A 24,080-nucleotide genomic window follows, 5' to 3' on the forward strand; every position below is an offset into this window, starting at 1 on the left:
GCTAAAAACAAAATGCAATGCAAAAAAAATCACATAAAAAAATAGGAATCTGTGCAGATCACGGCGGATTTGAACTCAAAGAAAAAATTAAAACCTTTCTCATCGAGAATCAATTCCTGCCCGTGGATTTCGGCGCTAAACGATTGGACGAAACTGATGATTATCCCGATTTCGTCATTCCATTGGCCAAATCAGTCGCAGCAAAAGAGGTTTTTCGTGGTATTGCCATTTGCGGAAGTGGTGTAGGTGCCTGTATTGCGGCCAATAAAGTTTCTGGAGTAAGAGCAGCATTGATAACGGAACATTTTTCGGCACATCAAGGAGTTGAAGATGATGATATGAACCTTATTTGCCTAGGCGGTCGGATAACGGGATGTGCCAGCGCAGAAGAATTCGTCTTGACATTTTTAAACGCCACATTCATTGGCGCAGAAAGACATGTCCGACGCTTAGGGAAAATTCAGAAATTGGAAGGAGAGGAATTAGGATGAGGGATTCGAGATTAATGCATCATTATAGATGACGGATGACATTTCAAGGCATGAGTGATGAGTTATGAGTTATGACCGATGCCTGAAAACGAAAAACAGAAGATTGAAGACTAACTGTCAACATTAATCAGGACATTCAGAAACTAAGAACGAAAGCTAATCCAATGCATTCTTTTGTCTAATATCGATTTACAAATTAGATAACTATTCTGGTTTAAAAACGAATAATAATAATAATAATAATAATAATTAATTCAAAATATGAACCCTTTAAATAAAATTCAGCAACACGGTCAAAGCATCTGGCTCGATTTACTCGATCGTGAGATTATGAACTCAGGGAAACTGCAAAGTCTAATTGATGACGATGATTTGCGTGGCCTTACCTCCAACCCTTCTATTTTTGAAAAAGCCATTAGCGGAAGCGACGATTATGATGATGACATGGCACTCCTATTCAAAAAACATGATAATAACTCCGCCATCTTTTTCGATATGGCGATTGATGATATTCAAAGAGCAGCAGATATTTTCAAGCCTGTGTTCGATAAAACCAAAGGTAAAGATGGCTTTGTCAGTTTGGAAGTTTCTCCCTACTTGGCTCTGGATACTGATGGCACCATTGAACAGGCCCGTGAGCTATGGCGAAAAGTAGATCGGAGAAATGTCATGATAAAAATCCCAGGTACAAAACAAGGTCTGCCTGCCATACGCGAATGCATTCGGGAAGGAATCAACATCAATGTCACACTTCTTTTTGGGCTGCCACGCTATCGCGAAATTACCGAAGCTTTTATGGGCGGACTGGAAGATCGGCTCAAAGAAGGCCATTCCATAAAGGACGTCGCCTCTGTTGCGAGTTTCTTTCTCAGCCGAATTGATGAGATGGTCGATCCGATATTGAAAGAAAAAGGAGCCGACCATCTTGTTGGTAAAATCGCTATTGCATCAGCAAAAAAAGCCTATCAAATCTATCTTGAGATGATTTCGAGTGATCGCTTTAAAAAGCTTGAGGCAGAAGGTGCACAAACCCAACGCGTGCTTTGGGCAAGTACAAGCGCCAAAGACCCATCGTTCAGTGATGTTATTTATGTCGAACCTTTAATTGGAAAAGACACCATCAATACCTTACCCATGGAAACCATAGATGCTTTTCGGGATCACGGAAAGGTAGCAGACACGATAACCGAGGACATCGAAAACTCGAATAAAGCCCTAGAAGACTTAAAGAATCTAGGTATTGATATCGATGCCATTACTCAAAAACTGGAAAACGAAGGCATAGAGAAATTCAATCAGGCTTATGATAAATTACTAAAAAGTATTGCCGATCAAAAACACAAAAAGGACTAAGTCATGACCGATTTTGATGTCTCGAAAATAAAAGTGGTGCTAATGGATATTGGTGGCGTATTGCTCACTAATGGCTGGGGACATGAATCGCGTCAAAAAGCAGCACAGATTTTTGGCTTTGATTATGAGGAGATGGACATCTTGCATCATTTTATATACAATGTTTTTGAGATTGGAAGCATATCCTTAGATGAATATCTCGATACGGTACTTTTCAACCAATCGCGCGATTTTACCAAAGTCGATTTTAAACAGTTTATGTATGAACAATCCGAAGAGCTACCCGAAATGTTGCCGTGGGTAAAAACATGGAAAAAACAAACCCAACTACCGGTCTTTGCGCTCAATAACGAAAGCTTGGAGCTCAATGATTATCGTATAGAAAAATTTAAGCTTCATGATTTATTTAACGGCTTTTTTTCATCCTGCTATCTTGGTTTCCGAAAACCGGACCCACATATTTATCACACAGCATTGGAAATTACTCGGGTAAATCCAGAGGAATGTCTTTACTTTGATGATCGTCCAATGTTGGTAGATGTAGCGAAAAAGCAGGGTATACAGGCTATTCTTCATGAGAAATTTGAAAATACCAAACAGATTCTCGAAAATTTAAAAATATAATAATGAACACAGTACCTAAAAACGCATTTGGAATGATTGGTCTTGGCACCATGGGTTCCAATCTTTTACAAAACATCGCCGATCACGGTTATAAATGCGCGGGTTATGATATCAGCGCTGATAAAGTAGCCGCACTCAATCAACTGAACCCTAAGGTCATTCAAGGTTTTACAGATATGACCGAGTTTACCGATAGTTTGTCTTCGCCAAAAGTTGTGATGCTACTTGTTCCAGCAGGTAAAATTGTTGATGGCGTCATTGAAGAGTTACTTGAGGTTCTTGACAAGGGAGACATCATTATCGATGGTGGAAATTCACATTTCATCGATACCGATCGGCGATTTATGGACTTGGAGCAAAAAGGCTATCATTTTATTGGCATGGGCGTCTCAGGAGGTGAAGATGGTGCACGACGGGGACCGAGCATGATGCCAGGAGGCGATAAAAATGCTTATGAGATTGTGAAACCTATTCTCACCAAAATTGCTGCGCAGGTCAATGGCAATCCTACTGTTGCCTATATGGGCGAACGGTCGGCGGGGCATTTTGTAAAAATGGTTCACAACGGCATCGAATATGCGTTAATGCAATTGATTTCTGAAACCTATGAAGTCTTAAAAAATGGTCTGCACATGAAGCATGACGCTATACATGCCATCTTTAAGAAATGGAACGAAGGCCGATTGCAATCCTACCTCATAGAGATTACCAGAGATATTCTTGCCTACAAAAAGAAGGGATCAGACCATTTATTACTCGATGATATCAAAGATGAAGCAAAATCTAAAGGCACGGGTAAATGGACCTCACAAGCGGCCATGGACCTCAACCTTCCCATCCCCATTATTGATATTGCCGTGTCCATGCGTGACCTTTCTAAGTATAAGGATTTGCGAACCAAAGCCTCAAAAATGTATCCAGATTCGGAAGAAATCCACTATCGGGACCAAAATGATAAACATATCACCAAACTTGAACAGGCCTTTTATTTTGCCATGGTATCTGCTTATGCCCAAGGAATGCACCTTCTCCACCGCGCCAATGAAGAATATAACTATAAGCTCAACCTCGATTTAATTGCGAAAATCTGGCGTGGCGGCTGTATAATCCGTTCAGCTTTTTTGGAAGACATCTATGCAGCCTATCAAAAGGATTCAAAATTGAGACACTTATTTTTAGATAATGCCATTCATCAAAATCTGCTAAAAAGCATTCCAGGAATTCGAACCGTCGTTTCAGAGGCTTCCAAAAACGGTATTGCCGTACCGGCTTACGCTGCGGCGTTAGGCTATTTTGATAACTTCAGAAGTGAAGACATGCCTGCCAATCTCATTCAGGCACAACGTGATTATTTTGGGTCACATACCTATGAACTCAAAGGAAAAGAAGGCACTTTTCACACCGAATGGGAAGCTGGTAATTAATGAATTTTAAATAAAAACATATGGCAAAGACAGCAAATAAAAAAGCAAATTCTACAATTTTCATCATTTTTGGTGGTACGGGAGATCTGACCAAACGAAAGATAATGCCGGCACTTTACAATCTTTTTCTTGATGGTTGGTTGCCCGAAGACTTTGCAATAGTTGGTAGTTCTTCAAGTAAAATGAGTGATGAGAAGTATATATCTGAACTGTTGACCGCCGTGAATCAATTTTCCCGAAACGGTAAAGCCAAAAAAGAAGAGTGGGATAAATTTGCATCGCATATTAGTTTCTTGTCTGCTGACCTAACTGATCATGCCACCTTTAAACGTTTTGGTACCGTTATTGAAAAATATAAAAAAGAATGGGAACAGAAGCCGTCCATAATTTATTACTGCGCTGTGGCACCACATTTTTTCTGTACTATTGCTGAAAATATTGCCAAAAGCAAACTCGAAAACGACCCTCAAACAACCCGGATCATTATAGAAAAACCTTTCGGAAGTGATCTGGAATCGGCAAAAGGTCTAAACAAAAGACTCCTCAGTATTTTTGATGAAACTCAAATTTACCGTATCGATCATTATCTGGGCAAGGAAGTCGTTCAAAATATCATGGCGTTCCGTTTTGCGAATTCCATTATGGAACCCCTTTGGAATCGAAATCATGTGGAACATATTCAAATTTCGGTCACAGAACAGCTGGGCGTTGGAAGTCGTGGCAATTATTTTGATCGAGCAGGCGTGTTGCGCGACATGATCCAAAATCACCTGATGCAATTGCTGTGTATTATTGCCATGGAACCACCTATAAATTTTGATGCCGACGAAGTGCGCGATCGAAAAGTGGATGTGCTCAAAGCCATGCGCAAAATTGAACCTGGAAAAATTGAATCCATTTCAGCCCGTGGACAATACAGTTCGGGTTGGATAAAAGGACAGGAAGTTTTGGGTTATCGGCAGGAGAAAAATGTAGATCCAAATTCCAATACCGATACCTATGCCGCATTAAAACTTTATGTGGATAATTGGCGCTGGCAAGGCGTCCCTTTTTATTTGCGAACAGGCAAGCGTCTCTTTAAAAAAGCATCCATCATTACCATCCAATTTAAAGAAATTCCACATAATATTTTCGTTTCTGAAATCTCTGGAGTACCCAAACAAAACCGACTGGTCATTAGCATCCAACCCGATATGTCCATTCGGTTTCAATTACAAAACAAAAAACCTGGTCTAGAAATGACCTTAAATACGGTGGATATTGCTTTTGATTATTTTGATAATAAAAAATCCGATTCTCCAGAAGCTTATGAAACCCTTCTCCTCGATGCCATTACAGGGGATCAAACCTTATTTATGCGTGCCGACCAGGTTGAAGCCGCCTGGGAACTCATTATGCCCATTCTCAATTATTGGGAGAAAACTACCGATTCTAATTTCCCAAATTATGCCGCCGATTCATGGGGCCCAGAAAACGCCGAGGCTCTTATTGCCAAAGACGGCTTCCATTGGTTTAACCTTCCAGAAAAAAACAAAAAAGACTAATTATGAATATTAAAATTTACGATAACTCTAATGATTTAATTAATGCTTTAGCACAAGCCGTTTGCGATGCTGCCAAAGAAGCTATTTCTGACCGTGGACAATTTAATTTTGTGTTGTCGGGAGGAAGTTCACCGAAAAAACTATATAAGTTATTGGGGACAAAACCTTATAAAAAGCAAATCGATTGGGAGAAAACCTTTTTTTTCTTTGGAGATGAACGCTTTGTTCCAAAAGACGATGCCCAAAGGAATTCACTTATGGCCAAAAAAGCTCTTTTCGACCCTTTGAACATTCCAAAATCCCATATTTTTAAAGTGGACACCACCGGTTCTCCTGAAGAGGCCGCTGAAAAGTACGCGAAATCCATTGCCAATCATTTTCAAAAAACACCGGTAGAATTCGATTTTCTCCTTTTAGGAATTGGCGATAATTCACATACCGCATCACTTTTTCCAAATACGGATGTACTGAATGAAACGGAAGCGACCATCAAATCCATATTTGTAAAAGAAGTGGATATGTATCGGATTACGATGACCGCACCGCTTATCAATCAGGCCAAAAATATTGCCTTTCTGGTTTTTGGGGAAGATAAATCAGAGGCCGTGTTTCAAATTCTGGAAGGTAAAACAGGATCGGCAGCACAATATCCCGCACGATTGATCAATTCAGACGACCATAAGGTAGTGTGGTATTTGGATACGGCGGCGGCTTCAAGATTATAAAATTTTCAAGACCTTACAGGTTTTGGAAACCTATGAGATCTGGACAATAAAACGATTTAGAAATTAATTAAAACATCAAATTATGTTCCCAAAAATAAATCCCACCGACACTGCTGCTTGGAAGGCATTAACAGCGCATCAAAAAGAAATGAGCGACGTCCAAATGAAAGACCTCTTCAAACAAGATCCAGAACGATTTGAAAAAATGTCCATTTATTTTGGCGATCTTCTTTTTGATTATTCCAAAAACATTATCACCGAAAAAACTCTTGAAAAACTTTTGCAATTAGCGAATGATTGCAAATTGAAAGAAGCACGGGAAGCCCTGTTTGGAGGAAAAAAAATCAACCAAACTGAAGATCGTGCCGTGATGCATCCCGCATTAAGAAGCTATTCAGATCAACCAATTATGATTGACGGCGAAGACATAATGCCGGAAATCATGGAGACGCGGGAAAAGATGAAAGCGTTCTGTAAGAAAATACATAGTGGCGAATGGAAAGGATATAGTGGCAAAAAAATAAATACCATTGTAAATATCGGCATTGGTGGAAGCGATTTGGGTCCCGTTATGGTTACAGAAGCTCTAAAACCCTATTGGATAAATGGCATCAATGCGCATTTCGTTTCAAATGTGGATGGCACTCAAATCGTGGAAACATTGAAAGGTTTGAATCCCGAGGAAACGTTGTTCACTATTGCTTCGAAAACGTTTACGACTCAAGAAACCATGACCAATGCCCACACAGCGCGTGATTGGTTTTTGAAATCTGCCAAGGATGAAAAATTGGTGGCCAAGCATTTTGTGGCTCTGTCAACCAATGAAGAAGGTGTCAAAGATTTTGGAATTGCGCCAGAAAACATGTTCGTTTTTTGGGATTGGGTTGGCGGACGCTACAGTCTTTGGAGTAGTATAGGGCTTTCGATTGCACTCACCATAGGCTATGATAATTTTGAGAAGTTGCTGAAAGGTGCCGAATCGACCGATACCCATTTTAAAACGACCGATTTTAAAGAAAACATTCCGGTGATCATGGCGCTTATCGGAGTATGGTATACCAATTTCTTTGGCTCTGAAACCGAAGCTATTTTGCCTTATGACCAATACATGCACCGTTTTCCTGCCTATTTCCAACAAGGAAACATGGAAAGCAATGGTAAACACACCGACAGAAATGGAAACGATGTCACCTATAACACCGGACCGGTGGTTTGGGGTGAACCTGGAACCAATGGGCAACACGCTTTTTATCAATTGATCCATCAAGGAACACATATAATTCCCTGTGATTTTATCGCACCAGCCATTAGCCACAACCCGATTGGAAAGCACCATCCCATTTTGGTTTCTAATTTCTTTGCGCAAACTGAAGCTTTGATGAATGGAAAAAACGCCGATCAAGTAGCGGCGGAGCTGAAAGAGGATTCAATGGATGAGGCACAGATCAAGAAATTGATTCCCTTTAAGGTTTTTAAGGGAAATAAACCTACCAATTCCTTCTTACTCAAAGAGATCACGCCGTTTTCATTAGGCTCACTCATCGCTCTTTATGAGCACAAAATATTTGTACAGGGCGTTATTTGGAATATTTTTAGCTTTGATCAATGGGGTGTAGAACTTGGGAAACAGTTGGCCAAAAAAGTATTGCCAGAACTGGAAAATGATAAAAAAATTGAATCGCATGATGGCTCCACCAATGGATTGATCAATGCGTTTAAAAAGTGGAGAGCTTAGAAAGTTTTGCTAATCGGATTTAAACCAGACAAGTTTTTAAAACCTGTCTGGTTTCTAATTTTCAATTCCCATAGCTGCATAATAAGCGGCGCCCATCATAGGCGTTTTATCATTCAGCACAATCTTTACCGGAATGGTTTTCAATAAAGTTTCCATACGTCCAACTTCAATAAAAGTATTATAAAACTCTTTTTTATCGAAGAGATCGAGAATTTTAGGGACAATTCCGCCACCGATATAAATTCCACCTGTAGACTTATTCTTTAGTGCAAGTTGCGCGGCTTCAATACTCAAATATTTTACAAAAAGTTGCATGGTTTGCACACTAACAGGATCGCTTTTTTGTTGGGCCGCAGTAGATATGACCACCGCCGGATCTTCCTTAATAAATTGTTTAGTTAGCCATTCCGGTTCCTTTTCCCCTTTATATATTCGCAAGAATTGATAGATATTATAAATGCCCTGTCCAGAGACTACCCTTTCCCAGCTGACATGGCCAAATTTCGCATTCAAAAATTTCCACAGATCAACATCTATTTGATCCCTCGGACCAAAACTACAATGTCCACCTTCGCTGGCATAAGGATGGTAATGCGAACCGTCCCAATACATTCCAGCTTCTCCAAGCCCGGTGCCAGGTGAAATAATTGAAGCATTCCCCTTATTTCTCTTTCCTTCTGTAATAATCTCAAAATCTTTCTCTTCCAAGGCTGAAAGTCCATAAGCATTGGCCTGCAAGTCATTGATGAGATGAATATGTTTAATATTCACGTCGGATTGCAGCTTTTTAGCGTCAATCTCCCAAGCAAAGTTGACCCCTCTTACTTTATCGCCGTCCACTACGCCGGCAACACCCAAGCAAGCTGCATCAATTGTTTCAGTTTCACCGATGCGAAATTTCCGGATGGACTCTACAAACGACGTGTGATCTGTGGTGGCATACCGTTGTTTTTTGATTGAAATTAATCTTTTATTTTCAATTTTGAAAAGGGCAAGATCTGTTTTCGTACCGCCTACATCTGCTGCCAACACCATCCCTGAATGGGGCAAGTGCTTCTTCTTTGAAGGATACGCCATAGGTAAATTGGCATCTGGAATATCCGGTAAGGAAATGGATTTGAATTTTTCCATAAAGAATTGAAGTTTGATTTGAGACTGTAAAATACTCTTATTATTACAAATCGCAAATCTAGATTGAAAAAACAAGAATCAATTTTCAAAACTGGATGATTGTGTATTTACCTCAAAATTTGAGTATGAATTGGGAGAAAAATCACACAGAGTCATGGAGATAAATATTTGATTAAAAAAAAGATGGCATCGAAATAATACTTTTTCGGAATAAGGAATTGAAAAATAAACCAAGAAGGGTTTTCAATTTTCAGGTAAACGATCAGGGATTTCCATTTTGGCGACGCCTATTTTGTTATCGGCCATGCCGTAGTAAACATCAATCCGATTGGGTTGGCCAATATCATCTCTACGGTCCGTACCCGTCGGAAATACAACATTACCAACTGTTCCTATTCTTTCCTCAGGCAGATCGGGAATTAAAATTGGTTCAGGAGATCGGTAGAGAATTTTTTGAGGTTTTTTTTCCGACAAAATCATGGCGCCCGCAGAGTAATAAAATGCAGGTTGATCTTTAGTACACTCTTCATGTTTTTGGACGCCATGATAAACCAACAACCAACCGTGTTTTGTTAGAATTGGCGGTGCACCACCACCTATTTTTAAATTTTCCCACGCATATTCCGGGTGCGCCAAACAATGATGAGAAGTGAAGCGAGCATTTTCCAAAGACGTATCATTTCCTTTTTTCAGGTTGACATAAGATATCCAAATACTTTCTTTAGGCTGATCATTTTCATGAATATCATCGTTTTGTACAATTTCTTCTGGTCGCGTCTTAGGAAATAGCGGCCGATTCAACATGCCCAAAGACCTATGTTGATGCGGACTTGGCAGATCAATCGGAAAAAAGCTCGCGTCCTTGTTATCAATACCGTTAAAATCAACATCTTCATATGGCGTAAAGCATACGAGTCCCAGACGTTCCCAAATAAAAAGGTCCTTAGATCGGGCCATAGCAATACGTGGTCCTTGTGGTCCATAAGCGGTGTAGGTCATGATATAATGATCAACACATGCCACATAGGCAATTCTTGGATCCTCACAGCCACCTGCGCCATTCAGCCGTTTTTCATAATCCATTTCGGGTTCCAAAACAACGCCCAATCGCTCTACTCCTACTGGATCTCCAATTTCATTGAATTTTACTCTAGCAATGCCAATTCTCGAAAAATTATTCTTGGCCACCAAACGCGGAAAGATATAAAGTTCTCCATCAGGACCTTGGGTTACTGCAGGATTAAGCACGCCTTCAACTTCAAGTTCGTTTCCCGCTTCGGGTTCCATAATCGTGCAAATTCTTTGTAACTGGAATGGCATCATAATTATTTACTTATTTCTGGTTCTTTTGAGCACATAATAATGGTCTGTATGATGCTTTTGGTTTCTTCAGGATCTCTCACTTGCATGCAATCTACCCCAGTTTTACGTGCGGGATAATCGTTGCCACCTTCAAATAGGGCATCTCCAATAAAAAGCATTTCAGCAATTCCCAGCCCTAAAATTTCATTAAGTTTACGGATTCCATAAGCCTTATCAATTCCAGGTTTTACAATATCTATGGAAGTGGTTCCGCCCATACCAATCGAAAATCCTTTTAAAGGGGTTTTGAGATGCTCAACCACTTTTTTGCGTTTTACAAAATCGGGATCCCAACCTTTTTTTTCTTCGAGCGGTGCCTGTTGCCCAAGTGCTGAAAAAGTGATCTGACTCCCGCGATCTTCGATCTGTTCGCCCCAGGTTTTTTTGATATCTAAATCGGAAGCTTCGAGAGCTTTATTTAAGCTGTCCAATATTTTCTTTCTTTCCTCGTCGGTAAAATTTTCTGCATACAATTTATCCCATTCCTGATGGTATTGATAAAACTTGGTACCGCAAGTAGGCAAAATGGCCAATTTCTCCAATAATGTATTTTTGGGAAGTTGATCCAATACCTGTTTCTCAAATTGCGGCCAATCGCCACCAGAAATAATAGCCACTTGGACCACCTCAAGTAAACGCTGAAACAGTTCCGACATTTCTTGGTCAATGGGCGATTTACTTTTGGCCAAGGTGCCGTCCAAATCGAAAATAATTAAGTTTTTCATGACTTTTTAATACCGTTCATATTTGGAATTGCTATTTGTAGCATTCTGATTTTCGAATTAGGACGAAGCTCAAGTTGCCCAACAATAGCTGGTAACAACATTACTTCACCTTTAGAAATAGAATAGTCTTTTTTTTGATAATTCATAATTCCTTTGCCTTTAACACAAACCAAAATAACCGGTTCCTCATTAAAGCCTACCGTCAATTGTTTTTCACTCTCCATACGCCATAGTTTAAAGTGTTCATTGTCGAATAGCAACTCTGCATTATCAACTTGAGTACTTTTCACGGGAATAATTGGGCCAATTTCCACCTGATTGTAATCAATACAAGCAATAGCTTTTTCTACCTGAAGTTCGCGTGGTTTTCCGGTTTTAGGATCTTTTCTGTCCCAATCGTAAAGTCGGAAGGTGACATCGCTGTTTTCCTGAACCTCAAAAACCACGGCACCACCCAAGGTATGCACAGTGCCTGAATGGATAAAAACCGCATCATCAATTTTAGGGATAAACCTATGTAGTTGATCTGAAACCGAATTATTTTTGATTGCTGCAATCAAATCCTCCTTGGTAGTCCCCTTTTTCAAACCTGAGTATATAATACTATCGTCCACAGTTTCCAAAACCACCCAGGCCTCTGTTTTTCCAGTATCGCCTTTTGGGATATAATCCGTTTGTTCATCAGAAGGATGCACCTGTACCGATAAAACTTCATGACAATCTAAAAATTTCAATAAGAGCGGAAAACGGTCAACATGGCTTCTATTTTTACCCATTATTTCCACCGGATAATTTTGCATCAAATTCGTAATGGTTTTTCCTTTTAACGATCCATCAGTGACCTTACTCGCAAGATCTTTCCGATCACTCAATAGCCAAGCTTCTCCTACAGGTTCATCTTTCGGGAGCGGTTTTGACAGCAAATGAGCCAATCGTTTTCCTCCCCACAATCGGTATTGATATATCGGCTCAAATTTTAAAGGATAAAGTTCTTCGATCATCACATGTCATTTTTAAATTATGGTACTGAATTATTGTAGGACGTCTTTTATCACTTCTAAACATCCCGTTTTTAGGATTTCAACTTTTTATTCTTATTTCCTGTGGTTGAATTTCACTTTTATTTTAGGTTTTGGTTCCACTAATCAAACAGTAGCATAAAGTTCCGACGGAATCATCGGTTTTTTACTACATAAATGTTATCAATCATTACATATATCACAGATTCAAATTCAATGACCCAGATTGTTAAAATAGGTGGAAATGCGTCAAAGATGTGAGGGTCAACGTTAATACTTAATTTGATAAAGCAATTAAGTTGTAGATATATTTTGTAATTTTATTATCCTAGATAATGATTTTATATTATGTATACAGTTCTTACTCAGGCATTAACATGATAGTCGTGAGTTGTTTATACAAAAAAATCCTGTCTATGTAATTGGTTAATTCATAGATCAATATAGAATTAACTTTAAAAGGAGATATTCATGTTCTTATACGTCAAATACATGGTGAGTTTACGTTGTAAAATGGTCGTCCAACAAGAACTTGAAAAGATAGGATTACACTGCTTAAAAGTGGACCTCGGAACTATTGAAATTAAAGAAGACCTATCAGATTCATTGAAACAGGTCCTCCAAAAAAACCTGAAAAGATATGGGCTTGAACTCCTTGATGATAAACGAAATATTCTGATTGAAAAAATCAAGGCGGTGATAATCGAAATGATACATTACTCGAAGGAGATGCCCAAAATGAACTATTCAGATTATATCAGTGAAAAACTTGGATATGATTACACCTATTTGGCCAATACATTCTCTGAAGTAAAGGGGATCACCATTCAGCAGTATATCATCAATCACAAAATTGAACGAGTCAAGGAATTGTTACTTTATGAAGATTTAAACTTAACCGAAATATCCTATCAATTGCATTATAGTAGTGTTGCACATCTCTCCAATCAGTTTAAAAAAATTACAGGTCTTGCGCCGTCCTATTTTAAAACTTTAAAAAATAAAAAACTTAAGAATTTGGAGGATCTTTAATGAATAAAACCTTCTTTGAACGCCTATATGTCTTGCTGGTGGCACGCATACATGATTCATGTTATTAAAGTTACCATACCAAACCACAAGTAATAAGCTATAATGTGGGAATCTTACAACTCTTGACACCTCCGATATAACACATTGTCTTTAAGAATTCACGAATTTTAAAATGCTGATTTTGTCAAATAAAATCGACACTAATTCAAATACTTACCTCTCAATTTAACTAAGATGGACCCTTCTGAATTTGAGAAATCGAAAATCTTTTTCCTTGTAGGAATGGATCACTATGTTGATAATGGCGTTTTCATTAAATCGATTTTAAAAAGACCAACTGGTAATGTAAGTGCCGTTTTTATTGATCGCGGAGAACAGATTAATGAAAATTTATCACGTTTTGATCACTTTATTCAAATTATAGAAGGAAAAGCCGAAGTACAGATAGACGACCATAACTTTACTCTTATGGCGGGAGAGGCCATCATTATTCCTGCACATTCCAAAAATAGCATTAAAGCCAACGAGCGTTTTAAAATGATATCTACAATTATCAAAAGTGGTTACGAATAATTTGACCCATAAAAACGACACGTATGGAACTTAATAAAAACAAGGCTGTAATAGTAGCGCACCCCGATGATGAAACGCTTTGGTGCGGTGGCGAGATTTTAATGCATCCAAAAGACCACTGGTTTGTGGCAAGTCTTTGTAGAAAAAACGATCCTGATCGCGCTCCAAAATTTAAAAAAGTGTTACTTAATTATGGGGCAGATGGTGTGATGGGCGATTTGGACGATGGTCCAAAACAGCTTCCTTTAACATCAAAACAAGTTGAAGATGTCATATTAGACCTGCTACCGCAAAAAGAATATGACCTCATCATCACCCATAGCCCTTTCGGGGAATACACTAGACATCTGCGTCATGAGGAAGTGGGCAAAGCAGTCATCAGCTTATGGCACAAACACAAAATAACCACCAATGCACTTTGGCTCTTTGCTTACGAAGATGGAAATAAAAGCTACTATCCGCGGGCAATTGAAGAAGCGGATTATTGTAAAAAACTACCACTAAAAATATGGTTAGAAAAATACCGGATGATCACTCACATTTACGGATTTGAGAAATCAGGATTTGAGGCCAAAACTACGCCCGAAAAGGAAGCTTTTTGGCAATTCAAAACTGCGGAAACGGCAATAAAATGGTTAAATATAAACCATACAAAAAAAAATCCATTAACACATCACTTATGAAAGTACTTGTTCTTTACGACTATCCTCCTTCCCCTGGCGGGCTTGCCACCCAAGGTGACATGCTCTATAGAGGTTTGCTTGAGTTGGGCGTAGATGCGCATGCAGTTCATTTTGAGTCGGCTCAAGAAAAGGAATGGTATTACCGTTGGTTTGAACCGGATGTTGTAGTTGGTGTTGGCTATTGGGGCCATACACCTCATCTTGTCCTCCATCCTCAGCGTTATGGGATTCTCGCGGTACCATGGTTGGTTGCTGATGGGTATATCGCCAATTATCAAGAAGTTTTAAACGAATTGCCACTTATTTTGGTCACCTCCAATTGGGTTAAAGAAATGTATGTACGTGATGGGATCCATCCTGATAGTATCGAAGTTCTTCCCGTTGGAATCGATACTGATGCCTTTAAGCCTTTGCCTAAGACAAACCCTAAAATTGTGGCGGTACGTGAGGCCTTGGGCATTTCGCTAGATCAGGTCATGATTTTGACCGTGGGTGGTGATGCCGCATCTAAAGGCGCACAGGAAGTTATGCAGGCTCTCGCAATTATAGACACGAAAGCTCCCGATTGGAAATACATTTGTAAAGTATGGCCACAACCCCGGACCATTGTCCAAAACATGATTGACCTTAAAATGGCAGAAACCCTCGGTCTCGAAAAGAATATTACCTACGCTACCAATACGGTGTCCCGAAATTTTATGCCCTATTTAATTGGCGCCTGCGATATTTACGCTGCACCTTCACGTCTAGAAGGTTTTGGTATGCCACAGGTTGAAGCCGGTGCATGTGGCAAACCTGTTATTGGAATTAATGCGATGGGCATGCTGGACACGTTGATTCATGGCAAGACGGCCTATTTAGCGGACGTTGCGCAAAAGATCGTCGTCAACGAAGTTGTCTTAGGTGAAGAATCAGGTTTTGAAAATAGCCGAAAAATACATTTCGATATTCCCAGGACGGTAGACTATCGCGCCAATACACAAGATATTGCCAAATATTTACTCAAGCTCATGGCCGATGAAAACCTCCGAATAAAAATGGGTACGGCAGGACGGGAACGTGCCGTGGAGCATTTTGATTACAAAGTCGTGACCAAGAGGTTTCTGCAAATTCTACAAGATAGATTAGGAATTAAATAGTTTTTAAATGGATCCAGAAGACAACAAATTAATCGTATCGGCAAAAAAAGCAGCCATAGATGTGCTTTTGCACAATGCCCATGGCACAATTGCCAATTTACCTCGTACCGCTGGATGGGGCTATCCTGAGCCTTATACCAGAGATCTTTTGATATCTGTATTGGGAATCGCAACAACAGGAAATAAGCAGCTTATACAAAGTGTAAAAAATGTCCTTCAGACCTTAGCTACAAATCAATCAGAACTCGGACAAATCCCCTCATTGGTTCATGATAAGACAAACTTAGGTTCAAGTGACACGACGCCACTTTTTTTGATAGCGGTGGGAATTTTCAGAACCTTACTTGATGAACCACACTTTTTAGATGTTGCCGTGGAGAAAGCACTCCTTTGGATGGACAACCAATGCCCAACCAATCATTTTTTAATAGCTCAACAACCTACCAGCGACTGGCGTGATGAACAATGGGTGCTTGGGTACGGACTTTTTGTAAACACCCTCACCTACAGTGGTCTTAAATTTTTAAAAAAGGAAGCAACAGCCAAAAATCTAGGCGATGCCATAGGGCGATTGACTTATGCATCGGATAAATCGCATAACTGTCCGCATGAAGGCCTTGCTATTAATGACCAACCGTATTTTGCCTTATGGTCTTACAAAGTATATAGCAGTGATCGGTTTGATTTATTGGGCAACAGCCTCTCCATTTTATCGGGATTGGCCTCCATGGAAAAATCCAAGGCCATGGTGAAATGGATAGAAAATGAGTGCGCGGCCATGGACCGCAAAAAAGATTTAGTGTTGGATCTCACTCCTAATTTTTTCCCTTTTATACAACCTGAAGATGCGGACTGGTTACCGAGATATTACGATTTTAATAGGCCAGGAGATTATCACAATGGCGGGATATGGCCGTTTATCAGTGGATTTTATATCGCCGCTTTAATTGCAGCAAAAGAGTATGATTTGGCCGAGAAAAAACTTTTAGCCTTGACCAACCTTATCAAAAAGGGAAGAAATAAAACTTTAGAATTCAGTTTTAACGAATGGTACAAAGCCCAAACCGGCGAACCCATGGGTCAGGATTGGCAAACTTGGAGTGCTTCTAATTATTTGTATGCTGCAACCTGCGTGCAAGAGCGGTCCACACCTTTTTTTGATACCATTCGTCTAAATTCACATCGACAACCAATGTAAAAGTAGGCCACGGATTTGATTTCCTCAATGGACTACTTAATGTTTAAATAGGATCTGCATACCCAAAAGATTTATAAAAAAACAGTACAAAACCCTTACAATAATGAAAATTGCCTTTGTAGCGACATACCCACCAAGACAATGCGGAATAGGCACATTTACACACAGCCTTGCTCATGCCATGAAAAAGAATGGCGATAATAAAAATGAAATCATCATTATAGCCATGGCGGATAACCATGAAGTTTACGCATTTCCTCCAGAGGTAAAACTGATCATCCATCAGGAACAGCAAATAGATTATTTAGCTGCTGCGGATTTCATAAATCGGAGTGGTGCAGAAATTTGCATTCTCGAACATGAATTTGGCATTTATGGCGGACAGAGCGGAGTTTATATCCTACCACTGTTACATCGGTTGCATATTCCGCTAATTTCCACCTTGCATACCATCCTTGAAAATCCGTCCTACACTGAAAAGGCCATTTTGCAACAGATCTGTAAAATGTCTGATAAATTGGTGGTCATGAGCCATAAGGCCATTCAATTTCTTGAAAGTATTTATTATGTTCCTTTAGAAAAAATCATCAGAATAGAACATGGGGTTCCCGATATTAAATTTGATAAGGAAACATCGAGAGCCAGATTTAAACTAACAAATAAGAAATTGCTGTTGACTTTTGGTTTCTTAGGACGCAATAAAGGCATTGAAACCGTCATAAATGCGTTGCCTCAAATCATTGAAAAACACCCTGATCTCTATTATATCGTTTTGGGAAAAACGCATCCAAATGTGCTCCGAAGTGCTGGTGAAGAATATAGAAACTATCTGCAGCTGCTCATAAAAACATTGAACCTCGGCAACCATGTCCTCCTGCTAAACGAGTTTGTTGAAGAAAAAGAACTCTTTAAATATCTGGCCGCTTGCGACATTTATATTACACCTTATCTCAATGAAGCTCAAATTACTAGCGGAACCTTGACCTATGCAATGGGTTCTGGCTGTGCGGTAGTATCGACCCCATATTGGCATGCCGCCGAATTACTCACCCAAAATAAGGGACGTTTATTTGACTTTAACGATGAAAATGGATTGGCAAAAATTTTGAATGAACTTTTAGGGGATCCCGAGATGCTGAAAACAATACAGAGAAAAGCGGTGGTGTATGGTCAGGACATTACCTGGCCAAAAATTGGTGAAAGATACCTTCAACTTGCAGATCGTTTAATTTCTGAGCCTGCAAAACCGCAACCAAAAAAAGAAAGCACTATTGACCTTTTGCTATTACCAACATTTTCATTGGCACATATTAAAAGACTGACGGATGACACAGGGATAATTCAACATGCAAAATTTGGAATTCCAAATCTAAAGGAAGGTTATTGCCTGGATGATAATGCTAGGGCATTACTTATGGTTTGCATGGCGTATAAACAGAAAAAAAATGAGTTGGCTTTAGAATTAATGCCAGTATATATGAGCTACATCCATTATATGCAAAATACGGATGGCACTTTCCGCAACTTTTTGAGCTTCAATAGGAATTTTTTGGACGAAGTAGGTTCTGAAGACTCCTTTGGAAGGACCATTTGGGTCTTGGGATACCTTATGGTCCATGCCCCTAACGATGCCTATTTTCAAACGGCACGCTTATTATTCTTCAATGCTGCACCCAATTTTGAAAAACTCAAATCCATTAGAGCCATAGCTAATACCCTCATTGGCATGTGTTACTATCTTAAAACAAATCCGTCAGATGAGGAGATGAAACTACGTTTACTGCGAATGACGGAGATTCTTGTAGTGCATTTCGAACAAAACCAATCAGAAAACTGGAACTGGTTTGAGTCGCTTTTAGCTTATGACAACGGAATTTTACCACTTGCTTTACTTCATGCCTCTCAGGTATTAGACAATAAAAAAGTAAGAACCATCGCCTTCAAGGCCATGGGTTTTCTGACCTCCCATACCCTCAAAGATGGTTACCTCTCAGTAATCGGAAATAGACAGTGGTTTGTAAAAGATAAAGAACGTTCCATCTATGCCCAACAACCCATTGATGCTATGGCAATGGTACTTATGTATCATCAGGCATTTGTTTTGACGCGTGACAGAGCATATTTGGAGAAACTTTTCACGTCTTTCATGTGGTTTTTAGGCGAAAATGACTTGCGTATGAGCCTTTACGATTTTGAAACTAAAGGCTGTTGCGATGGTTTTGAAGATTATGGCGTCAATAGAAATCAGGGTGCCGAAAGTTCCTTGGCCTATCTAATTTCCCATCTTACCGTTCTTCAAGCTTATGAAGATTCCTACCATGGCCATGAATTATAAAATTCCACTTCCTAAAATGTTATTTGGTACTTGGATGGACAACAAAGAAGCGATTGCTACGTATATTATTCCATCTTTCCGATTTCCAACAATTATTTAAACCTTAAATAAAGTTGTATAAAAATTTGACATTTAGCTGTAGGTTACTCAGGAAATCTTCCATATTCGAAAGATTTTTATTGCATGGTTAAACTAATTTCTTTTGCGAGAAAAATCTCACAACTCATTAATTTTCAAGGTATTAAATAATATTTATTAAGAAAATACTTTATAAAAAAGAAGAAAGTCAGGATATTATCGTCTATATTTATAGTGATTTTTTGACCCCCTATATTAACATATAGGTCTCTCCTATTTAGGACACTGTTGTACACTCTACCATTAGAGCTTATGCTGTTTTAGTAGGAATTTCCCCAAAGCGATCCGAGGAATTATAATAGCAACTTTTAATTTTTATTGATTTTAAGGGCTGAGCATTGAATAATGCTTCACTCTATTCCTATTTATACTTTTCAAACCTAGGAAATAGTTGAGTTGTCCCCTATATAAAAGTTTAAATATTTTTTGACTGTATAATTAAAAACAAACGAACTATGGACCCTCAGAAAAAAATATCCAAAATAGAAAGATGTAGTGGTCTTTCAGAAAATGAATTTTATAATACCTATGTAAAAAACTCTGTACCAGTAGTAGTTACTGACAAAGCAGAATGGACGTCTTCAGAGAAATTTACACCAGAATTCCTTAAATCAAATTATAATCATCTAGAAAGGACTATAGATGGAAAAACATATACATTATCAGAAATAATTGATTTATGTAAAGCATCAACACCTGAAAATAGAGCGCCCTATCCAAATATCTATGATCTGAATCGAGATTTTCCTGATTACGTAAAGGACATCCCACTAATAGTTTATGGTAAATCCAACCGGTTGTTCAGTCGTTTGTTACTGAATACATTCGCCAAACGAACTAATCAACGCCAATTATTTTTTGGCGGAAAAGGATGTTCCTTTCCCATCTTGCATATTGATTATCTTGGCGTACATACCCAATTGACACAAATAATAGGAGAAAAAGATTTTATCCTTTACTCACCCGACCAAACTCCTTACTTTTATCCTGATGAAGTACTTCGAAATCAAAGTCCAGTGAATATTAATGATCCTGATTATGACAAATTTCCATTATTTAAAAATGCTGAAGCCATCACGACCACTCTGAAACCGGGAGAAACCCTATTTATACCATCTGGTTGGTGGCATACAACCTATATTCATAATTTCAACCTTACCTATGCAATTGATCATGTCAATGCTTATAATTGGAACACTTTTATGGATGAAATTTATTTGTCTGCCAAACAAAACCACCCAAATCTTGCTTGGATCATAAAAGGTTATAAAGTGATTATGGGTAGAGCATTTAATTTTAAAGAGTCTTTATTGAATTAAAAGGTTATGTGATTCAAGTAAATTTCCTAGAATATTAAATTTCAGTGCACAATATAAAAAATGCAAACCTTGTTAAATTTTCTCTTTATCTGCTGAAATTCTAATAACAACAAGTTTTCAGCGCCTCAACCGTTTGGTTTTTTAGCACAAATCACAAATTCATTTAACATCTTCTTTTCAGCGAAAGAAATCCATTTGAGAATTTTTGCAAAACGATTAAAAATTAGAGGTATTGAGATGACGCTGGTAAAAGTTTTGATTTACTTTTAAACAAAAACTCACCTATGTACCATAGAAAAAGACACGGGAAAGGTTTTACCTATCAGGATAAACATGGTAAGACTATCAAAGATGAAGAAATTCGTAATTGGATAAAATCGCTCGTTATTCCACCAGCATGGACTGATGTGGAAATAAGTGAAAACAAAAAAGCAAATCTTTTGGTAACCGGTCGGGATGACAAGGATCGGAAACAATACATCTATCACCCACATTATACTGAAAAACAAAATTCGAAGAAATTTGATCGTATTATTAATTTTGCCGATCAATTAGAACATATGCGACGTGTTACAGGACAGCATTTGCGCAAACGAAAGTTGGATCGTGATAAAGTGATGGCCACCATGCTCAGACTGTTGGAATCTGCATTTTTCAGACCAGGGAGCGAAACGTATTCTAAGGAGAATGCAAGCTACGGACTCACCACATTGAGACACAAACATCTTACTATAAATGGAGATGAAATCATATTTAAATACATCGGCAAGTCAGGACAAGAACAAGAAAAACATGTCGTTGATAAAAAACTGGCGAAAATAGTTCAAGAAATTGATGATATGCAAGGCTATGAAATTTTCAAATATCTTGATGAGGATGATAATATCATCGATGTTAAAAGCTCCGATCTGAATGCCTACATACATGAGGTTATGGGTGAAGAATTTTCAGCAAAAGATTTTAGAACCTGGGCCGGGACCATGATTGCTGCCATCGCATTGGACGAACTGGGCGTGGTGGACAAAAAAGATCAAAAGTCATTGGATAAGAACATCAAGGAAGCGGTTAACCGTGTCTCAGAACGATTGGGCAACACACCGTCGGTAGCGCGAAGCTCCTATATCGACCCCAGAATTATTGATGACTACACTCAAGGACGCACCTTGAAATATTTTGAAAAGGAAATAAACACACTACTCAAAGACGCTGAAAATCTATCCAAAGAGGAAATTGGAGTATTGTGCATGCTTCGCAATCGTTTAAAAGGAAAATAAAGACTTCACAAGCTAGCATTAACTTTACCGCCACTCTTTGGATTTCATGTTAGATTTCACCAATTCAGAACCTTAAGCAAATTAATCCATAAGAACCATCTTCTAGTGATAGGAAAATTAGTTCATTTTCAAATTACTCTTGTTCGCTTTTCTTGGCATCCTTGCGTTCCTGACGTTCCTTTTTCTTGAAAAAACCGCGGAAGAAAAAGTTATGCTGTAAAGCCTCCATGTTTTCGTTCAATTTTTCCGAGGCTTCTTTTATTTGGATCATCGTAGAATCTATTTCCTTTACAAAAGCCTCATCTTGTGTAAGATGATTGAGCGCGCCCTTTCCTGATTTTATTTCCGATATATACGCATCTATATTTTTTGTGATGACATTAACATCTTCGCTGGAGCTTTCCAGATTGGCAAAAACTTTTCTTATTTGATTTGCTGCTGCTGTATCGCTTAAAATTACTGCCGCGGCACTTTCGTCATAGTTGATTTTAGAGATTATTCGATTAATTTTTGCCATCGCCAAACCAGTACCTTCGGAAGTTTTTCGGAGCTCAACCAAGGTTTTCTGGATATTCTGTGCCATAATTGTATCGTTAATCAACACCCCTAATGCGCCTTGACCCATCAAAATTTCATTGGTTATTTTTGATAGATTCTCACTGGTAACACTTAAAGTTCCCATCATATCGTCCATACTCACTTTACTTGAGGTTTTAATGAAATCTCCAGAAACCACATTTACTTCGTCCTTTTGATTTCCAGGCGTGATATTCACAACCATGCTCCCAACTAAACCATCTGAACTAATAGATGCCACAGCATCTTTTTTTATAAAATAAGCCGCTTTTTCTTCCACCGTCATCTCGATAGTGATCTTGCCAACTTCCGTCATTTCAATTTTGGTTACCGTCCCAACATTGATGCCTGAATAGCGTACATTATTGCCTAATATGAGTCCGTTTACATTATCAAAAACAGAATATAATTGAATGTTTTTGGTGAAAATATGTTGTCGCGAGCCTATAAAATATAGGGCGCCTACGAGAATTATTGTGCCCACGACCACGAAGATCCCCACTCTTACTTTTTGTGAATTTGATTTTGCCATAAAAGTTAATTTTTAAAAAATGCTCTGGTCTGTGGATCGCTTGAATTTGAAAGCTCCTCAAAAGTGCCTTCAGCATAATTGATGCCATCCACCAATAAGATCATCCGGTTTGAAATGACACGTGCACAATCTACATCGTGTGTAATAATTAATGATGATGTATTATATTCTTTTTGAATGCTACGCATGAGCTGAATGATTTCATTTGCCGTAATGGGGTCCAATCCTGTCGTGGGCTCATCATACATAATGATTTTTGGTTTCAGGATCAATGCCCGTGCCAAGGCGACCCTGCGTTGCATTCCGCCCGACAATTCTGCAGGCATCCTGTCTATAGCGTCCAAAAGCCCCACACTTTTAAGCGCTTCGTGAACCGATGCTTCAGTACCCTGAAAATTCTCAATTTTATCCTTATGACGTCGAAGTGGAAATTCCAGGTTTTCTCTCACTGTCATGGAATCGTATAAGGCACTTCCTTGGAAAAGATAACCGATTTCGGTCCGTAAAAAATCCAATTCCTTTTGGCCCATGGTAATGATATCCTGATCCTTAATCCTGATACTGCCGCTATCGGGCTGGATCAAACCCACAATACACTTCACCATCACCGATTTCCCAGAACCCGATTTTCCCATAATGACTAGGTTTTCGCCTTCATGAAGAGTCAAATTGAATCCTTTGAGCACATGGTTATCCCCAAAGCTTTTTTTAATGTCTTTTAGTTCTAGTACTGGCTTTTTGTTTTCTTCGGATTTCATTTTATAGGGTGTAAAATATATCGGTTACAAAAACGGCAATAAAGTCAATTATAAATAGCAACATAGATGTATATACCACCGCGGAATTTGATGCTTCTCCCACGCCCACAGTTCCTTTGGCGCAATTATAGCCTTTGTAAGTTCCTACAAGACCAATGGCAAATCCAAAGAAAAACGTTTTGACCGTAGCGGGAAAAACGTCACTAAATTTTAAGGCATCAAAAACCTGATTAAAATAAAGTGTGTAGGACACACCTCCTTTTAAGTTTTCTACTATTGCTGAACCCACAAGCGCAACTGCATCACCCAAAATCACCAATAAAGGCAACATTAACGTGACGGCAAGAATGCGGGTCACTACCAAATATTTAAACGGATTGGTACCTGAAA

22 protein-coding genes are annotated in these 24,080 nt (G+C 38.8%); 15 read left to right on the top strand and 7 right to left on the bottom strand.

Annotation, left to right across the window (positions count from 1 at the left end; all coding sequences use genetic code 11):
• The first annotated feature begins 17 nt into the window (after window positions 1-17).
• From VLZ86_RS13890 to pgi, 7 genes are all read left to right on the top strand, one after another.
• Window positions 18-491: an RpiB/LacA/LacB family sugar-phosphate isomerase gene (locus VLZ86_RS13890; RefSeq protein ID WP_325452366.1), complete on the top strand. Its 474-nt coding sequence runs from the start codon at window positions 18-20 to the stop codon at window positions 489-491.
• A 261-nt stretch (window positions 492-752) separates the two neighbouring features.
• Window positions 753-1,844, top strand: a complete 1,092-nt coding sequence (gene tal, locus VLZ86_RS13895) for a transaldolase (RefSeq protein ID WP_325452368.1) — start codon at window positions 753-755, stop codon at window positions 1,842-1,844.
• A gap of 3 nt (window positions 1,845-1,847) precedes the next feature.
• Window positions 1,848-2,468 (top strand): HAD-IA family hydrolase, encoded by a 621-nt coding sequence (locus VLZ86_RS13900; RefSeq protein WP_325452370.1) that lies wholly within the window; start codon window positions 1,848-1,850, stop codon window positions 2,466-2,468.
• 2 nt (window positions 2,469-2,470) lie between these two features.
• Complete coding sequence (gene gndA, locus VLZ86_RS13905) at window positions 2,471-3,892, top strand: NADP-dependent phosphogluconate dehydrogenase (RefSeq protein WP_325452372.1); 1,422 nt, start codon at window positions 2,471-2,473, stop codon at window positions 3,890-3,892.
• A 20-nt stretch (window positions 3,893-3,912) separates the two neighbouring features.
• Window positions 3,913-5,436: a glucose-6-phosphate dehydrogenase gene (gene zwf, locus VLZ86_RS13910; protein ID WP_325452374.1), complete on the top strand. Its 1,524-nt coding sequence runs from the start codon at window positions 3,913-3,915 to the stop codon at window positions 5,434-5,436.
• 2 nt (window positions 5,437-5,438) lie between these two features.
• Entirely contained in the window at window positions 5,439-6,161 is a 723-nt protein-coding gene (gene pgl / locus VLZ86_RS13915) for a 6-phosphogluconolactonase (RefSeq protein WP_325452376.1), read from the top strand.
• An 82-nt stretch (window positions 6,162-6,243) separates the two neighbouring features.
• On the top strand, window positions 6,244-7,896 hold the full coding sequence (gene pgi / locus VLZ86_RS13920; protein WP_325452378.1) for a glucose-6-phosphate isomerase: 1,653 nt from the start codon (window positions 6,244-6,246) through the stop codon (window positions 7,894-7,896).
• A 54-nt stretch (window positions 7,897-7,950) separates the two neighbouring features.
• On the opposite strand, the gene glk is transcribed toward pgi, so the two are convergent.
• The 4 genes from glk to VLZ86_RS13940 form a co-directional block, all read right to left on the bottom strand.
• Window positions 7,951-9,027 carry a glucokinase gene (gene glk / locus VLZ86_RS13925; protein ID WP_325452380.1) on the bottom strand — a complete coding sequence of 359 codons (1,077 nt, stop codon included), beginning with the start codon at window positions 9,025-9,027 and terminating at the stop codon, window positions 7,951-7,953.
• Window positions 9,028-9,270: 243 nt separating this feature from the next.
• Window positions 9,271-10,314, bottom strand: a complete 1,044-nt coding sequence (locus tag VLZ86_RS13930) for a hypothetical protein (protein WP_325452382.1) — start codon at window positions 10,312-10,314, stop codon at window positions 9,271-9,273.
• A gap of 38 nt (window positions 10,315-10,352) precedes the next feature.
• The gene (locus VLZ86_RS13935) at window positions 10,353-11,114 is read right to left on the bottom strand and encodes an HAD-IIB family hydrolase (protein WP_325452384.1); all 762 of its coding nucleotides are present in this window, start codon (window positions 11,112-11,114) and stop codon (window positions 10,353-10,355) included.
• Window positions 11,111-12,115, bottom strand: coding sequence for a type I phosphomannose isomerase catalytic subunit (locus tag VLZ86_RS13940; protein ID WP_325452386.1), 1,005 nt, complete (start codon window positions 12,113-12,115; stop codon window positions 11,111-11,113). Before VLZ86_RS13940 ends, VLZ86_RS13935 begins: the two co-directional genes overlap by 4 nt.
• Window positions 12,116-12,604: 489 nt before the next feature.
• On the opposite strand from VLZ86_RS13940, the gene VLZ86_RS13945 reads away from it, so the two are divergent.
• The 8 genes from VLZ86_RS13945 to VLZ86_RS13980 all read left to right on the top strand — a co-directional run bounded on the left by VLZ86_RS13945 (window position 12,605) and on the right by VLZ86_RS13980 (window position 21,824).
• Window positions 12,605-13,165, top strand: a complete 561-nt coding sequence (locus VLZ86_RS13945) for a helix-turn-helix transcriptional regulator (protein ID WP_325452388.1) — start codon at window positions 12,605-12,607, stop codon at window positions 13,163-13,165.
• A 234-nt stretch (window positions 13,166-13,399) separates the two neighbouring features.
• Window positions 13,400-13,738: a cupin gene (locus tag VLZ86_RS13950; RefSeq protein ID WP_325452390.1), complete on the top strand. Its 339-nt coding sequence runs from the start codon at window positions 13,400-13,402 to the stop codon at window positions 13,736-13,738.
• Window positions 13,739-13,761: 23 nt separating this feature from the next.
• Complete coding sequence (locus VLZ86_RS13955) at window positions 13,762-14,421, top strand: PIG-L family deacetylase (RefSeq protein ID WP_325452392.1); 660 nt, start codon at window positions 13,762-13,764, stop codon at window positions 14,419-14,421.
• Window positions 14,418-15,560: a glycosyltransferase family 4 protein gene (locus tag VLZ86_RS13960; RefSeq protein ID WP_325452394.1), complete on the top strand. Its 1,143-nt coding sequence runs from the start codon at window positions 14,418-14,420 to the stop codon at window positions 15,558-15,560. The genes VLZ86_RS13955 and VLZ86_RS13960 overlap by 4 nt, the downstream gene beginning before the upstream one ends.
• Window positions 15,561-15,567: 7 nt before the next feature.
• Window positions 15,568-16,758: a glycoside hydrolase 100 family protein gene (locus VLZ86_RS13965; protein ID WP_325452396.1), complete on the top strand. Its 1,191-nt coding sequence runs from the start codon at window positions 15,568-15,570 to the stop codon at window positions 16,756-16,758.
• Between the two features lie 103 nt (window positions 16,759-16,861).
• On the top strand, window positions 16,862-19,093 hold the full coding sequence (locus VLZ86_RS13970; RefSeq protein WP_325452398.1) for a glycosyltransferase family 4 protein: 2,232 nt from the start codon (window positions 16,862-16,864) through the stop codon (window positions 19,091-19,093).
• A 593-nt stretch (window positions 19,094-19,686) separates the two neighbouring features.
• Complete coding sequence (locus tag VLZ86_RS13975; protein ID WP_325452400.1) at window positions 19,687-20,550, top strand: cupin-like domain-containing protein; 864 nt, start codon at window positions 19,687-19,689, stop codon at window positions 20,548-20,550.
• A 284-nt stretch (window positions 20,551-20,834) separates the two neighbouring features.
• On the top strand, window positions 20,835-21,824 hold the full coding sequence (locus tag VLZ86_RS13980; RefSeq protein ID WP_325452403.1) for a DNA topoisomerase IB: 990 nt from the start codon (window positions 20,835-20,837) through the stop codon (window positions 21,822-21,824).
• Between the two features lie 133 nt (window positions 21,825-21,957).
• On the opposite strand, the gene VLZ86_RS13985 is transcribed toward VLZ86_RS13980, so the two are convergent.
• The 3 genes from VLZ86_RS13985 to VLZ86_RS13995 form a co-directional block, all read right to left on the bottom strand.
• On the bottom strand, window positions 21,958-22,932 hold the full coding sequence (locus VLZ86_RS13985; RefSeq protein WP_325452405.1) for an MlaD family protein: 975 nt from the start codon (window positions 22,930-22,932) through the stop codon (window positions 21,958-21,960).
• 5 nt (window positions 22,933-22,937) lie between these two features.
• Window positions 22,938-23,690, bottom strand: coding sequence for an ABC transporter ATP-binding protein (locus VLZ86_RS13990; protein ID WP_325452407.1), 753 nt, complete (start codon window positions 23,688-23,690; stop codon window positions 22,938-22,940).
• 1 nt (window position 23,691) lies between these two features.
• Window positions 23,692-24,080: ABC transporter permease (locus tag VLZ86_RS13995; protein WP_325452409.1), on the bottom strand; the 389-nt coding region annotated here is incomplete at its 5' end.

The sequence above is a fragment of the Gelidibacter sp. genome, from assembly GCF_035515035.1.
Classification (GTDB): Bacteria; Bacteroidota; Bacteroidia; order Flavobacteriales; family Flavobacteriaceae; genus Gelidibacter.

Coding starts and splice junctions, on each gene's coding strand:
- VLZ86_RS13965 (WP_325452396.1), top strand. CDS start 15,568: ATGGATCCAGAAGACAACAAATTAATCGTATCGGCAAAAAAAGCAGCC.
- VLZ86_RS13980 (WP_325452403.1), top strand. CDS start 20,835: ATGTACCATAGAAAAAGACACGGGAAAGGTTTTACCTATCAGGATAAA.
- VLZ86_RS13945 (WP_325452388.1), top strand. CDS start 12,605: ATGTTCTTATACGTCAAATACATGGTGAGTTTACGTTGTAAAATGGTC.
- VLZ86_RS13890 (WP_325452366.1), top strand. CDS start 18: ATGCAAAAAAAATCACATAAAAAAATAGGAATCTGTGCAGATCACGGC.
- VLZ86_RS13990 (WP_325452407.1), bottom strand. CDS start 23,690: ATGAAATCCGAAGAAAACAAAAAGCCAGTACTAGAACTAAAAGACATT.
- VLZ86_RS13930 (WP_325452382.1), bottom strand. CDS start 10,314: ATGGAACCCGAAGCGGGAAACGAACTTGAAGTTGAAGGCGTGCTTAAT.
- gndA (WP_325452372.1), top strand. CDS start 2,471: ATGAACACAGTACCTAAAAACGCATTTGGAATGATTGGTCTTGGCACC.
- tal (WP_325452368.1), top strand. CDS start 753: ATGAACCCTTTAAATAAAATTCAGCAACACGGTCAAAGCATCTGGCTC.
- VLZ86_RS13955 (WP_325452392.1), top strand. CDS start 13,762: ATGGAACTTAATAAAAACAAGGCTGTAATAGTAGCGCACCCCGATGAT.
- glk (WP_325452380.1), bottom strand. CDS start 9,027: ATGGAAAAATTCAAATCCATTTCCTTACCGGATATTCCAGATGCCAAT.
- VLZ86_RS13970 (WP_325452398.1), top strand. CDS start 16,862: ATGAAAATTGCCTTTGTAGCGACATACCCACCAAGACAATGCGGAATA.
- VLZ86_RS13975 (WP_325452400.1), top strand. CDS start 19,687: ATGGACCCTCAGAAAAAAATATCCAAAATAGAAAGATGTAGTGGTCTT.
- VLZ86_RS13900 (WP_325452370.1), top strand. CDS start 1,848: ATGACCGATTTTGATGTCTCGAAAATAAAAGTGGTGCTAATGGATATT.
- zwf (WP_325452374.1), top strand. CDS start 3,913: ATGGCAAAGACAGCAAATAAAAAAGCAAATTCTACAATTTTCATCATT.
- VLZ86_RS13985 (WP_325452405.1), bottom strand. CDS start 22,932: ATGGCAAAATCAAATTCACAAAAAGTAAGAGTGGGGATCTTCGTGGTC.
- pgi (WP_325452378.1), top strand. CDS start 6,244: ATGTTCCCAAAAATAAATCCCACCGACACTGCTGCTTGGAAGGCATTA.
- VLZ86_RS13940 (WP_325452386.1), bottom strand. CDS start 12,115: ATGATCGAAGAACTTTATCCTTTAAAATTTGAGCCGATATATCAATAC.
- pgl (WP_325452376.1), top strand. CDS start 5,439: ATGAATATTAAAATTTACGATAACTCTAATGATTTAATTAATGCTTTA.
- VLZ86_RS13960 (WP_325452394.1), top strand. CDS start 14,418: ATGAAAGTACTTGTTCTTTACGACTATCCTCCTTCCCCTGGCGGGCTT.
- VLZ86_RS13950 (WP_325452390.1), top strand. CDS start 13,400: ATGGACCCTTCTGAATTTGAGAAATCGAAAATCTTTTTCCTTGTAGGA.
- VLZ86_RS13935 (WP_325452384.1), bottom strand. CDS start 11,114: ATGAAAAACTTAATTATTTTCGATTTGGACGGCACCTTGGCCAAAAGT.